Raw genomic sequence first — 12,685 nt, 5'->3', positions numbered from 1 at the left:
TGCAAGGGCGGTGTGGCGGATATAAAGCATGAAGCAGAAGATATTAATAAATGAAAAGGCGAACGGATTTGGGCTCACATTCGTATTATTCATTAGTGTAAAGCGAGTAAGTTAGTGGGTCAGCAAAAGAGACTTAAAGTATGTATGATTTTTGTATAAATGGTGGTGGCATGGTGGGGGCTGCGCTTGCATTAGGTTTAGCGAAGCAGCAATACCGCGTCGCTATAATTGAACCCCACTTGCCCAAAGGCTTTGACGAAACCAGTAAGCCAGACTTGAGAGTCTCAGCCATTAGTGATGCGTCTGTCTCCTTACTAACTTCGTTAGGCGCGTGGGAATATATTCAAGCAATGCGCGTTAAACCCTATATCGGCTTGAGTGTATGGGATGACCCCGCCCATCGAACAGACTTTACCGCGCAAAGTATCGATGTGCCCCAGTTAGGTTTTTTTGTTGAAAACCGATTATTGCAATTAGGTTGTCATCAAGCGCTAAAGGCGTTTGATAACGTTACCTGGTTTACTGGCTGTAAAGTTACCAATATCAAGCTTTGCAATAGCTCGGTTAGTGGCTCGGTTAGTGACTCGGTTAATAGCTCGGTTGATTCTGATGCTTCAAGAAACCATGCCGCCACTCTTAGTCTTGATAACGGCGAAACTCTTCACGCAAAGTGGTTAATAGGTGCCGATGGTGCGGCTTCGCAAGTTAGACAGGCTGCGAATATTGGCGTATCTGGTTGGCAATATAGTCAACAAGCCATGGGCATTACCATCGAAATGACAAATCCGGTAGATGCCATTACATGGCAAGAATTTACACCTGATGGCCCTAAAGCTTTTTTGCCAATGTTCGACAATTACGCCTCGTTAGTTTGGTACGACTCACCCGATGAACTAAAACGGTTATCAACGCTAAATGACGCACAATTAAAGCAAGCCATTGTAGATGCATTTCCTAGTGAGCTTTTAAAAAACGGTAACGACTTCACGGTAATAGACAAAGCCACATTCCCGTTAACCCGAGCGCATGCTAGCCGTTACGTTATCGACGGCGTTATTTTGGTGGGCGATGCGGCGCATACCATCAATCCATTAGCAGGGCAGGGCGTTAATTTAGGGTTTAGAGATGTTGAAACCTTATTGACGGTGACTGCCGAAGGTATCGATTTAACGTCGCTAGAGTTTAAAAAGCGTTTAATAACAAACTACGAAAAACCGCGCCGGCGTGATAACGGGTTAATGATGTCTGCTATGGATGGTTTCTATGGCTTGTTTAGTAACGATATTGGCCCCATTAAATGGTTAAGAAACCAATTACTTTCTGTAGCTCAGCAGTTTGAGCCAGCCAAACGGGAAGTACTTAAATATGCGATAGGGATGCGAGAATGGAAGTTTTAATAATACTTGCCGTACTGTTCGGCGCACTTTTTATAGTGATACCGCTTATCGAGCGCTCTAAAATGCGCATTAGTGACGAAGACACCGCCAAATGGGCGAAGTGGATTTGGCCGCTAATGGGCATATTACTGGTAGCACAACTTCTTCGCATGATGTTTAGCTAGTCTTTACGTGGCCCTTGTGAGAGCTTGCATTAGAAACGCGCGGTAAACCCATCCATGGGCGCTCTGCCACAGCATCCATGCTGTGGAAGGTTTCTAATGTAAGCTCTCACAATGCCCCCAGATATACCGAGCGAATAGCTAACATTCAGAAGTACGTAGTAAGCCCACCCAAAAGTATTCTGCTTTAGCATCCGTGCTAAGGATGCATTTCTAATGCAAGCTCTCTCAATTCCCCAGATACACCGAGCTAAAAACTAACATTCAGAGACGAGCGCAAACCCATCCATGGGTGCTCTGCCACAGCATCTATGCTGTGGAAGGTTTCTAATGCAAGCTCTCACAATGCCCCAGATATACCGAGCGAATAGCTAACATTCAGAGACGAGCGCAAACCCACCCATGGGCGCTCTGCCACAGCACCTATGTTGTGTGAGGTTTCTAATGCAAGCTTACCTTCTGCACCAATTACTCAGGCCAAGATGTTTTAAGGTCGATGAGTACTTTATCAATCATAGATTCAATGGCGAGATTGTCACTTTGCATTAAGGCAAAAGTGCGAAGCCCTACAAATTGGTTTTGTAACCAATCCGCGGCTTTATCAACGGGTGTACTTGAAGGTAGTGAATTAGTTTGAACGGCCTTTTCTACAATCGATTTGAAGCAAGCTTTCAAGGTACTCATGCCATCAAGCACAGACTGTTTTCCGTTTTCACCCAACATCTCTAATTCGGTAATAGACTTAATCAATAAGCATTGGCGTTGAAAGCGCATTTCTTCAGGGTTAATAAGCTCGCTAACAAAAAAAGCACGTAAGGCATCAAGAGGAGTATCAGCATTAATAACCGTGCTGAGTTTCTGCTGAGTGTTGTCTACATACTTTTCCACTACCAGTTGGAACAAACCTTCTTTACTTTTAAAGCGCGCATAAATGCTACCCGGTCGCATATCTAAGGCTTGTTGAATATCGCGCATACCAGCAGCCTGAAAGCCTTTTTGCCAAAAAAGCGTGGTGGCCTTCTCAATCACTTCAGACTCTACATATTTCATTCTGGTATACCTTATATTCGAATGTTTTGAACACTTGTTCAATTATGACTTGAACAAGTGTTCAAGTAAACCTATATTGTATTACATCAAAACGTAATCAGTATTTATTATCAATTTTTGTTACTGGTTTTCAGTTCACATCAATAGGAGAGTGACATGAGCGATTTTACATTACACACAGCAGATAGCGCACCAGAAGCAGCTAAACCACTTCTTGAGAATTCTCAAAAAGCTTTCGGTATGATCCCTAACTTGCATGCAGTAATGGCGGAAGCGCCAACGTTGCTTGAAGGTTATCAAGTACTTCACGGTTTGGCACAAGATACGTCATTCAATGCAGAAGAGCTTACTGTAGTATGGCAAGCGGTTAACGTAGAGCATGCGTGTCATTACTGCGTACCAGCGCATACCGGTATTGCTAAAAGCATGAAAGTAAGTGATGAGCTAATTGAAGAGTTACGTAATGACGAAACCCTTTCTGATGCCAAGCTAAACACATTGAAAGATACCGTACTAGCAGTAACGCGTGGTCGCGGTCATATCGATGATGCACAGCTTAAAGCGTTTTACGATGCGGGTTATGCACACAAGCAACTATTAGAAATCATTCTAATTTTGGCGCAAAAAGTGATGAGTAACTACACAAACCACTTAGCTGAAACCCCTGTAGACGATGCATTTAAATCGTTTGCTTGGGAACCTAAATAAGGTAGAGAAAAGGTAGAGAGAACTAACTTTCTACCAGTAATAAAATCGCGATGGTTTTACGCAAGTTCATGTAGAACATACGCATACAAGAAACGGCCTTTGTGTATCATAGGCCGTTTTTTTTACGTCTAGTTTTCTCGTATTTTGCTATATCAGTTAAACAAGAGTGTCATACAGCAGTAATAAATATTGAAAATGTATATACAAATGCTATATGCTGTATAGCCATAAATCGCATGAACTAATATCTTCTGGCATTTACGGGCTGACATATACGGGCTGACATATACGGGCTGACATTTTAAGACAATATCGCTCTTGATGAGGACTTACGTTGGATAAGAAAAAGAATAAAAAAAAGAATAGTCAGCTGATTATTCGCATTAACGATCAAGAGCGTGCCGACTTTATTCATCTCTGTGAAGAGCTTGATACTACAGCGGCAAGAGAGATCAGGCGGTTTATTAAAGAATTCACTGAAGCGCAAAAAGCCAAGTCTTCGGATTAGTAGTTTGCGAAACGAATAATGCACTTGCTTTTAAAGCAGTGATTACTTCGAGTGAGCGTATATTGCCTAGCATTCCTCACTCAATAACCAATAGCAATAAAAGGATATTTCCAATGGCTAAAGCTAAGAAAGTTAAACAAGAAATCAAACTAACTAAAGCTAAAATTTCTAAGCAAGAAGGTAAGCTTAAAAAACTTAAGAAAGAACTTAAAAAAGCGAAGAAAAAATAGTTCGTTGCATTAATTCATAAGAATACAAAACGGCGTATAAGCGTGGCTTAACGCCGTTTTTTGTATGTGATTGTTTAATGATTTAGTGCTTTGGCGATTCATCTGAATGACAAACCAACACGTAATACATCGTAATTATAAAGTCACCATACCTGTCAAGTTATGTAAATTAGTTATCCATAAACTTATAAGCTGCCAAACCCATAAGCGGCCTAAACTCACAGCCAGCCTAAACTCACTACTGCAATTTGAACACCTTAGCCGCTATACTCACAATGGTAAAAGAGTTAGTTAATTAACCACCATGATTGCTAAGGAACATTCTTGTCTGATATTCACTTCTACGAACCTAAATTAGGGCATGGTCTAGCCCACGATCCTTTCAACGCCATTATTGCGCCTAGGCCCATTGGTTGGATTTCGTCTAAAAGTAAAGACGGTAAGCTAAACCTAGCGCCTTATAGTTTTTTCAACGCGCTTAATTACACGCCACCTATCATCGGCTTTTCTAGTGTGGGTGATAAAGATTCACTTAAAAATATCAAAGACACTGGTGAGTTCTGTTGGAACCTCGTCGGCAAGCCGTTGGTAGAGGCTATGAATCAAACCAGTGCACCATTAGCAGCCCATGAAGATGAGTTCACGTTTGCTGGTTTGGATACCGTCGCATCTCACATTGTCGATGTGCCGCGAGTGAAATCAAGCCCAGTTAGCATGGAGTGCAAGCTTACCGATATCGTACAGCTAAAAAATGCGGAAGGTGGCTTGTGTGAAAGTTGGTTTGTAATGGGAGAGGTTGTTGGCGTGCATATTCAAAAAAACATGATTGAAGCGGGTGTGTATAAAACCTTGAAAGCAGAACCGGTTATGCGCGGTGGCGGAGCAGGGGATTATTTCACCGTAGATAGCAGCAATATGTTTGAACTGTTCAGGCCAAAATAAATTGGGCTTATGACATAAAAAAGCAGTGGCTACTGTTTTGAGTTAGTAGCCACTGCGATATATTTTTCAAAGATTAGATTACGATCCAAAAAGTTCCGCTTACCAAATACCGTCTTCAGATTTACCCTGAATTTCACAGTCTCCGGTTTTGTATTCTACTTTTTCGCCGCGGTCGCGTTTCGCAAAGTAATCTTTGCTGATAGACACGATGGTTGGCGTCATCCATACAATGGCGGTGATATTGATAACCGTCATTAACCCTAATGCCATATCGGCCATGGCCCATACTTGTGGCATAGCTGCTTGCGCACCCCAGTAAATCATACCCAAGTAACCTATCGTGTAGGCGGCTCGCCCAGCACGGTTATCAAGCTTGAACATGTGTAAGTTACTTTCGCCATAGGCATAATTGGCTACAACCGATGTAAATGCAAACAAGCTGATGGCGGCGGCGACAAAGTCGGTTCCCCCTTCGCCTAAATGGCTGCTCATTGCATCTTGGGTTAACCTAATCCCTTCCATTTGGTCAGAGCTAGACCCGCCTGCAAGCAGAATGATAAATGCGGTAGAGGTACACAGCACCATAGTATCTAAAAACACGCCCAGCATTTGAATATAGCCTTGTGACACTGGGTGGTTGGGGTTTGGCACCGCACCGGCCGCAGCATGGGGCACAGAGCCACTTCCGGCTTCGTTTGAGTATAACCCTCGTTGTATACCATTTTTAATGGCTGCACCTAATGCGCCCGCGCCTGCTTCTTGTAGTCCAAATGCAGACTTAATGATGTCCATCAACATGGCAGGAAGTTCTGAAATGTTGATAAAGGTAATTCCCAATGCCACTAATACATAACCAATACCCATAAACGGCACAACAAATTCAGCAAACCTGGCAATACCGCGTAAGCCACCTATTACTATTAAAGAGGCTAAGGCAATAATGGCTATGCCCGTATATTCGCTGGGGAATTGATAAGCGTTGTTAAGTGCATCAGTGATGGTATTCGCTTGCACCGCACTGAATACAAAACCGTAGCCGAAGAAAAGACATAAAGAGAAAGCTACGGCTAACCAGGTTTTATTTAAGCCTTGTTTAATGTAATACGCAGGGCCGCCACGAAACTCACCGTTTTCATCACGTACTTTATATAATTGCCCTAAAACGCTTTCTGCGAAGCCTGTGGCCATACCTAATATGGCAATCATCCACATCCAGAAGATAGCGCCAGAGCCACCAAGTGAGATAGCCACCGCCACCCCGGCTAAATTACCTGTGCCTACTCGGGCTGATAAACTGGTACATAATGCTTGAAAAGAGCTAATACCTTCTTTTGAGGATTTATTGCTTCCTTTCAATAAGGAAAACATGTGACCAAAATGACGTAATTGAACACCACCTAATTTAACGGTAAACCAAATACCACACGCCAATAGCATTATAATTAATACTTGGCCGTTACCCCATAAGACGTTATTCACCGCCGAGACAAAGTCGTATATCACGCGTTTTCCTTTGTTTTTGTTGTGAGACTCGTAGAAATCCTAAAGAGGCTGTTATTCGCGTAAAGACGAATACCTTAAAAGGCTAATATCTGAATCTCGAGCACATTTAATCTAAAGCACTTCAATGGAAAGTACTTAAACAAAAGCACCGCAGAAGAAAGCATCTTGCAGAAGAGCTCAAAAGACACAGTAAGCAAATATAGTAGCATGTGGGAAAAAAGAGTGAAGCAGCAATAAGTGGTTAGATTACAACTTTATTTATGCCAGAAAACAAAAAACCGGTCGAAGGACCGGTTTCTTATGTATGGCTGGGGTAGCAGGACTCGAACCTACGAATGGCGGGATCAAAACCCGCTGCCTTACCAACTTGGCTATACCCCAAGTGATAACCACGCAGCAAAAGCGCAATTACTAGGAAAAAATGGCTGGGGTAGCAGGACTCGAACCTACGAATGGCGGGATCAAAACCCGCTGCCTTACCAACTTGGCTATACCCCAACTGTGGTGCGGAAGGAGAGACTTGAACTCTCACGCCGTGAAGCACTGGAACCTAAATCCAGCGTGTCTACCAATTCCACCACTCCCGCACAGTCAGAACCTCAAGAGAAGTTAGATAAAAAGAAAAATTGGTGGCTATGGCGAGATTCGAACTTGCGACCCCATCATTATGAGTGATGTGCTCTAACCAACTGAGCTACATAGCCTCCGGCTTTTCTTTTCCCTCTCAGGAAGTGGCGCGTATTATGCGGATATGACTGGCGACCGTCAACCCCTTTTTTACGAACTTTTTCTAAGTGGCTAATATCTGTGCGTTCAGGTCTAAAATCTAGTCAAAGTGCAGCGAATTTAATCAAATATCGCCAAAAAACTTAAACTTAATTCCAAGGCGTTGATGAAGTTTTAGTCTGGTAATAGCAAACATCAATGGGTCTTGGGCTATAAATTTTATCATGAAAGAAAGAATTATCGAGTGTTTGCCCAGTTTTCATACGTTTTTGGAATTCGGGGTGGGAGGGAAGCTGAATATAATACTGTTTACCCGATGTATCTTTGTTGCCCACGTAACTATTTTTTATCTTACTGTTATCTGAAGGTACTTCAATAACGCCACTATTTTCTATTGGCCCCCTTGGTAATTGCTGTAATACGTCCATTCCTTCCAGTACACGCCCAATAACAGACATATTTCTGTCTAAATGTCTTGGAGCTTGCCCAATCACAATATAAAACTCGGTACTGGCAGTGTCCTTTTCACTATTACGGGCAAAAGCGACAGTGCCAGGGCAGTGAAGTGCCCACATTTCATTTCGAGCACTATCTATTCCTATGGGAAACCCATTTAGAAAACCTGTAGCGGGGGCAAACATGTCGTTATCTTCAATAACAACCGCAGATGATGAAAGGGGGATAACAAACTCAGCCTGTAAATTACTGGTTTCTGACGAGGGCGCATGGCTTTCATTACTACCGCCCTGTGCTACAAATCCATCTACCACTCGATAGAAGTACTGCTGCTGATAAAAATCAGTTTTTATTAACTTACGAAAGCGTTTTACATGATGAGGCGCTAAAGCCGGGTTCAGCGCAATGACTACATCACCATAGTGCGTTTCAAGCGTAACGGTATGTTTAGTGGGTACCTTGTACCATTTATTGGTGATGTCGGTATCCAACAAGAGTTTTTCTTTTATCTGAGCGGCCTCAAGGCTTTTTTCATGCTCTTTTGCATACGCGCTTGATGAAACGCTGCTTACACCTAAAAGTGCCACACAAAGCGAAACGGCCAGTGCTGAAATCTGCGAAGGTGCTGAAAGTGAATGTAAGAGGTTTTTTATCATTTTATGGTAAGCCCTAATGAGAATCTTATTATAATCACTGGTATGAGTGTCTTTTTATGTATTTAAAATACCGAGTCATCGCCTGTTAAATCAACAACTAATTCTACAGGCAATAAAAAACCACCCATAAGGGTGGTTCTTTGTACGTTAAAATAAGCGCTAGCCTAGGCTATATTTCTTATTACACGTTAAATCTAAAGTGAATCACATCGCCATCTTTAACAATGTATTCTTTACCTTCTAAGCGCCACTTACCGGCGTCTTTCGCGCCTTGTTCACCGTTGAATTCAACAAAGTGATCGTAGCTGACGATTTCGGCACGAATAAAGCCTTTCTCGAAGTCGGTGTGAATCTTACCAGCTGCTTGAGGTGCGGTAGAGCCTTCAGGGAAGGTCCAAGCACGTACTTCTTTTACACCTGCGGTAAAGTAGGTTTGAAGCGTAAGCAAGTTATAGCCAGCACGAATAACACGGTTAAGACCTGGCTCTTCAAGTCCCATGTCTTGCATGAATTCTTCACGCTCGTCGTCTTCAAGTTCAGCAATGTCAGACTCGATAGCCGCACATACTGCAACAACTACGGCGTTTTCCCCTTTAGCGATTTCACGTACTTTGTCTAAGTATGGGTTATTTTCGAAACCGTCTTCGTCAACGTTTGCAATGTACATGGTTGGCTTAAGGGTAAGCATGTTCATGTAGCTGATTGCAGCGTGCTCTTCTTTAGTCAGTTCTAAAGAACGAAGCAATAAACCTTCATCTAAATGAGGCTTAATTTTTTCCAATACTTTAAGTTCATACTTAGCATCAGAATCGCCACCTTTAGCGCGTTTAGCGACACGATGTAGGGCTTTTTCTGTGGTTTCTAAGTCTGAAAGTGCAAGCTCGGTATTGATAATATCAATATCGTCTTGTGGGTTAACTTTACCTGCAACGTGAACAATGTTTTCGTTATCGAAACAGCGAACTACGTGACCAATTGCATCGGTTTCACGGATGTTAGCTAGGAATTTGTTGCCTAAGCCTTCACCTTTTGAAGCGCCTTCAACCAAACCTGCAATATCAACGAATTCCATAGTTGTTGGAATAACACGTTGAGGGTTTACAATTTCAGCCAGTTTGTCCAAGCGAAGATCCGGTACAGGTACTACGCCTGTGTTGGGCTCTATGGTACAAAAAGGGAAGTTTGCCGCTTCAATACCTGCTTTTGTCAGTGCATTAAAGAGTGTTGATTTACCTACGTTTGGTAGTCCAACAATACCGCATTTAAAACCCATGGTAGGGATCCTTGTCTGGAATTAGTGCTAGCTTAGGCTCACGCCTTAAAGGAGTGTAGCCGATTTTGCGCTTGCTTTAGGTCGTTTTTAAGGAGTATTTCAGTACAACGCACAGCTTCGTCAATGACACTTTCTATGGCCATTTTTTCGTCAGCGGGGGGCTTACCTAATACATGTCCGGTAACACGGCTTTTGTGACCCGGATGTCCAATACCAATACGCAAGCGTAAGAAGTCTTTATTGTTACCCAATTTTGCCACAATGTCTCTAATACCATTTTGACTAGAGCTACCGCCTATCTTGTATTTTGCTACACCGGGAGGTAAGTCGAGTTCGTCAAAAGCCACTAAAATTTGTTCGGGTTCAATACGGTAGAAATTGGCTAATGCCGCTACTGCTTGGCCGCTTTTATTCATAAAAGTGGTGGGGTAGAGCAAACGCACATCTTGGCCTGCAATGGTAATGCGGGCAGTTTTACCGAAGAATTTGGATTCTGGTTTTAGCGGGGTATTGAAGGTGTCGGCAAGTTGGTTTAGAAACCATTCACCGGCATTGTGTCGGGTATTATCATATTCGGGGCCTGGATTTCCCAGGCCCACGATAAGTCGGATATCAGCCAAGCTGATTATTCCTCAGAAGCTGCTTCTTCGTCGCCTTCTTCTGTATCAGCTGCTTTAGGAGCAGGCTTAACAGTAACTACTGCAAGGTCGTGAGTCTCGTCGTCTTTTCCAAGCTCAACAGACGTGATACCAGCAGGTAGTGTAAGGTCAGACAAGTGAAGAGTTGCATCCATTTCAACGTTAGCAATATCTACTTCGATGAATTCTGGAAGATCTTTAGGCAGACACGTAATTTCGATTTCGTTTACGTGGTGCTCAGCGATACCGCCAGCTTTGATAGCTGCAGACTTGTCTTCGTTGATGAAGTGAAGAGGTACGTTAGTGTGTAACTCTTGACCTGCGATTACGCGCTGGAAGTCAACGTGAAGAATACGAGGCTTGAAAGCGTGACGTTGCATGTCTTTAACAAGTACTTCAACCGCTTTTCCGTCTACGTTCAAAGTAAGAACGTGAGAGTAGAACGCTTCAAAATCAGCAGCGTTGTTTACTTTGTTGTGCTCAAGAGTAATCGACACTGGTGCTTCTTCACCACCGTAGATGATACCAGGAAGCTTGTCTTCACGACGTAGGCGGCGGCTCGCACCTTTCCCTAGGTCTGTACGTACAGTAGCGTCCAGAGTAAAAATTGCTTTAGACATTATATGTCTCCAATAAAAAATTAAGAATGTAAGTTCTTGCGACCAGAACCTACTGTTATAGGGCGTTGCAGCTACAAATTGTAAGCAACAATCGCCGCCTCAAATTTTGAGGGCGGCGAATTCTAACACCGAGGCCTATAACATACAAATTTTACTTGGCGGGTATGCACATATTAGCAAGACTTCACACATTTGAAGAATTTAACATGGCACTAGCCTAAAGCTTATTTAGTTAACACCACGCGGTAGTGGGCTTTACCATCGCGAAGCCGTTGTACTGCTTCATTAACTTCATCGAACTTAAAGGTTTCGGTCACTGGTGCAATATCATGCAGCGCAGCAAAATCCAGCATGGTTTTGATAGTAGCAGGGCTACCTACAGGAGAACCTGAAACAGAACGCTGGCCGCCAATAAGGTTGAATGCGCCTATGTCTAACGGCTCTAAGGTTGCGCCAACAAAATGTAAACGGCCTTTAGGCGCTAAAGTAGATAGGTACAAATTCCAATCAAGCTTTACGTTCACGGTAGAGATAATAAGGTCGAACTTACCTGCAGCGGCTTTAAGTTCGTCTTCATCACGGCTATTTAAGGTGTCGTGGGCACCAAGCTCTAATGCTTCTTTCTTCTTCGATTCACTTGAAGTAAAAGCAACAACCTTACATCCCCATGCATTTAAGAACTGGAGTGCTAAGTGTCCTAAGCCGCCAATACCTACAACGCCTACAACCGAAGTGGGTTTAATATCAAATTGTACTAGGGGATTAAATACCGTAATGCCACCACAAAATAGTGGCCCAGCACTTTGTGGGTCTATACCGTCAGGAATAGGCACTACCGCCGTAGCTTGAGCTCGTACTTTATCAGCAAACCCGCCGTGGCGTCCGCCAATCGTCATGGTGGCATCAGAACATAAATTTTGGTCGCCAGATTCACAGGTGCCACAGCTATTACAATAGCCAGCATGCCAGCCTAAACCAACACGCTGACCTACTTTCAATGACGTAACATGTTCGCCAACCGCATTTATTGTTCCTACCACTTCATGACCTGGTACGAAGGGGTATTCACTAATGCCCCATTCATTATCCAGCATGCTTAAATCACTATGACAAATGCCGCAGCTCTCCACATCTATCTCAACATCATGAGAGGCTAATTCGCCAGGATCATATTCAAATTTTTCCAGTTTTCCGCCTGGCTCTTTTGCTGCGTATGCATTAATCATTTGTTTCTCCAACTATTAACAGTGGGGTTTGTACGGCGTAGTTAGCCGAAATCGATCATCACTCCCTGTTTCAAGCCCAGCAAAACTTAATCGAAGTATGTTTAGTGAGAAGATGCATTGCCTATCACTCTGCTGGCGTCGAGTATTTCTACATTTTCAACCTGTAACACGGTGCCGTATTGGGTGATAGTCATTACATCAGGCATAGGCATTCCCGTAATTTTCACAATTAAACCATTCCTGTGAAATTTCTTATCCAGTTTTCGTAGGGTGTATCGCTCGCCACCCTCAGCGATAAAGGCATAAAAACCACCTTCCATTTCTTTGTACACAATAGTACCGGTTAAGGTGACCTCGGTAGGTTCATCCGAAGCGCTAAGACGTTTCTGTTCAGCGGTTTTAGCGACTAAGGCTTGCTGTGGTTTTACATCTTCTTTTTCAGTCATAAGGGGCTCTTTTGGGGTATCTACTGTGTTGATGTCTTCATCAGTACAGCCAGCAAGGGCTAATAGTAATGCAGCGGCTGACAGTGTAGATATTGTGCGAGTGAATTTCATAAATGCCTCTTTATTCATTTTTGTTAGATACCAA

The 12,685-nt window shown here is 43.1% G+C and carries 13 protein-coding genes and 4 tRNA genes; 5 read left to right on the top strand and 12 right to left on the bottom strand.

Annotated features, from left to right (window positions below; genetic code table 11):
• The first annotated feature begins 140 nt into the window (after positions 1-140).
• A complete protein-coding gene (locus tag J8L84_RS03260) occupies positions 141-1,397 on the top strand; it encodes an FAD-dependent monooxygenase (RefSeq protein WP_211069440.1) in 1,257 nt (418 codons plus the stop codon).
• Positions 1,385-1,561, top strand: a complete 177-nt coding sequence (locus J8L84_RS03255; RefSeq protein ID WP_211069439.1) for a hypothetical protein — start codon at positions 1,385-1,387, stop codon at positions 1,559-1,561. Before J8L84_RS03260 ends, J8L84_RS03255 begins: the two co-directional genes overlap by 13 nt.
• A gap of 465 nt (positions 1,562-2,026) precedes the next feature.
• On the opposite strand, the gene J8L84_RS03250 is transcribed toward J8L84_RS03255, so the two are convergent.
• The gene (locus J8L84_RS03250) at positions 2,027-2,608 is read right to left on the bottom strand and encodes a TetR/AcrR family transcriptional regulator (RefSeq protein WP_211069438.1); all 582 of its coding nucleotides are present in this window, start codon (positions 2,606-2,608) and stop codon (positions 2,027-2,029) included.
• Between the two features lie 156 nt (positions 2,609-2,764).
• Here J8L84_RS03250 and J8L84_RS03245 point away from each other — a divergent pair, with 156 nt between their 5' ends.
• From J8L84_RS03245 to J8L84_RS03235, 3 genes are all read left to right on the top strand, one after another.
• Complete coding sequence (locus tag J8L84_RS03245) at positions 2,765-3,316, top strand: carboxymuconolactone decarboxylase family protein (RefSeq protein ID WP_013784727.1); 552 nt, start codon at positions 2,765-2,767, stop codon at positions 3,314-3,316.
• A gap of 334 nt (positions 3,317-3,650) precedes the next feature.
• On the top strand, positions 3,651-3,824 hold the full coding sequence (locus J8L84_RS03240; protein WP_167347515.1) for a hypothetical protein: 174 nt from the start codon (positions 3,651-3,653) through the stop codon (positions 3,822-3,824).
• A 554-nt stretch (positions 3,825-4,378) separates the two neighbouring features.
• Positions 4,379-4,996: a flavin reductase family protein gene (locus tag J8L84_RS03235; protein WP_211069437.1), complete on the top strand. Its 618-nt coding sequence runs from the start codon at positions 4,379-4,381 to the stop codon at positions 4,994-4,996.
• A gap of 99 nt (positions 4,997-5,095) precedes the next feature.
• On the opposite strand, the gene J8L84_RS03230 is transcribed toward J8L84_RS03235, so the two are convergent.
• The 11 genes from J8L84_RS03230 to J8L84_RS03180 all read right to left on the bottom strand — a co-directional run bounded on the left by J8L84_RS03230 (position 5,096) and on the right by J8L84_RS03180 (position 12,651).
• Positions 5,096-6,499, bottom strand: coding sequence for an alanine/glycine:cation symporter family protein (locus J8L84_RS03230; protein ID WP_211069436.1), 1,404 nt, complete (start codon positions 6,497-6,499; stop codon positions 5,096-5,098).
• Between the two features lie 305 nt (positions 6,500-6,804).
• Positions 6,805-6,880 (bottom strand) — tRNA-Gln (locus J8L84_RS03225).
• Between the two features lie 41 nt (positions 6,881-6,921).
• A tRNA-Gln gene (locus tag J8L84_RS03220) sits at positions 6,922-6,997 on the bottom strand.
• Between the two features lie 4 nt (positions 6,998-7,001).
• Positions 7,002-7,086 (bottom strand) — tRNA-Leu (locus tag J8L84_RS03215).
• 40 nt (positions 7,087-7,126) lie between these two features.
• Positions 7,127-7,203 (bottom strand) — tRNA-Met (locus tag J8L84_RS03210).
• 171 nt (positions 7,204-7,374) lie between these two features.
• Positions 7,375-8,337 (bottom strand): peptidylprolyl isomerase, encoded by a 963-nt coding sequence (locus J8L84_RS03205; RefSeq protein WP_247670539.1) that lies wholly within the window; start codon positions 8,335-8,337, stop codon positions 7,375-7,377.
• A 181-nt stretch (positions 8,338-8,518) separates the two neighbouring features.
• Entirely contained in the window at positions 8,519-9,610 is a 1,092-nt protein-coding gene (gene ychF / locus J8L84_RS03200) for a redox-regulated ATPase YchF (RefSeq protein ID WP_211069435.1), read from the bottom strand.
• 38 nt (positions 9,611-9,648) lie between these two features.
• Positions 9,649-10,230 carry an aminoacyl-tRNA hydrolase gene (gene pth, locus J8L84_RS03195; protein ID WP_211069434.1) on the bottom strand — a complete coding sequence of 194 codons (582 nt, stop codon included), beginning with the start codon at positions 10,228-10,230 and terminating at the stop codon, positions 9,649-9,651.
• 5 nt (positions 10,231-10,235) lie between these two features.
• Positions 10,236-10,868: a 50S ribosomal protein L25/general stress protein Ctc gene (locus J8L84_RS03190; RefSeq protein WP_211069433.1), complete on the bottom strand. Its 633-nt coding sequence runs from the start codon at positions 10,866-10,868 to the stop codon at positions 10,236-10,238.
• A gap of 224 nt (positions 10,869-11,092) precedes the next feature.
• A complete protein-coding gene (locus J8L84_RS03185; protein WP_211069432.1) occupies positions 11,093-12,094 on the bottom strand; it encodes an NAD(P)-dependent alcohol dehydrogenase in 1,002 nt (333 codons plus the stop codon).
• 101 nt (positions 12,095-12,195) lie between these two features.
• Positions 12,196-12,651: a ribose-phosphate pyrophosphokinase gene (locus tag J8L84_RS03180; RefSeq protein WP_211069431.1), complete on the bottom strand. Its 456-nt coding sequence runs from the start codon at positions 12,649-12,651 to the stop codon at positions 12,196-12,198.
• Between the last annotated feature and the right edge of the window lie 34 nt (positions 12,652-12,685).

Source organism: Alteromonas sp. MMG017 (assembly GCF_018100795.1).
GTDB lineage: Bacteria > Pseudomonadota > Gammaproteobacteria > Enterobacterales > Alteromonadaceae > Alteromonas.
Note: the sequence above shows the minus strand (reverse complement) of the source record. Positions and strands in the feature narration are given on the sequence as shown.

What these genes read in the sequence shown, in the direction of transcription:
- J8L84_RS03260 (WP_211069440.1), top strand. Translation starts at nt 141, where the DNA reads ATGTATGATTTTTGTATAAATGGTGGTGGCATGGTGGGGGCTGCGCTT.
- J8L84_RS03255 (WP_211069439.1), top strand. Translation starts at nt 1,385, where the DNA reads ATGGAAGTTTTAATAATACTTGCCGTACTGTTCGGCGCACTTTTTATA.
- J8L84_RS03250 (WP_211069438.1), bottom strand. Translation starts at nt 2,608, where the DNA reads ATGAAATATGTAGAGTCTGAAGTGATTGAGAAGGCCACCACGCTTTTT.
- J8L84_RS03245 (WP_013784727.1), top strand. Translation starts at nt 2,765, where the DNA reads ATGAGCGATTTTACATTACACACAGCAGATAGCGCACCAGAAGCAGCT.
- J8L84_RS03205 (WP_247670539.1), bottom strand. Translation starts at nt 8,337, where the DNA reads ATGATAAAAAACCTCTTACATTCACTTTCAGCACCTTCGCAGATTTCA.
- ychF (WP_211069435.1), bottom strand. Translation starts at nt 9,610, where the DNA reads ATGGGTTTTAAATGCGGTATTGTTGGACTACCAAACGTAGGTAAATCA.
- J8L84_RS03190 (WP_211069433.1), bottom strand. Translation starts at nt 10,868, where the DNA reads ATGTCTAAAGCAATTTTTACTCTGGACGCTACTGTACGTACAGACCTA.
- J8L84_RS03185 (WP_211069432.1), bottom strand. Translation starts at nt 12,094, where the DNA reads ATGATTAATGCATACGCAGCAAAAGAGCCAGGCGGAAAACTGGAAAAA.
- J8L84_RS03180 (WP_211069431.1), bottom strand. Translation starts at nt 12,651, where the DNA reads ATGAAATTCACTCGCACAATATCTACACTGTCAGCCGCTGCATTACTA.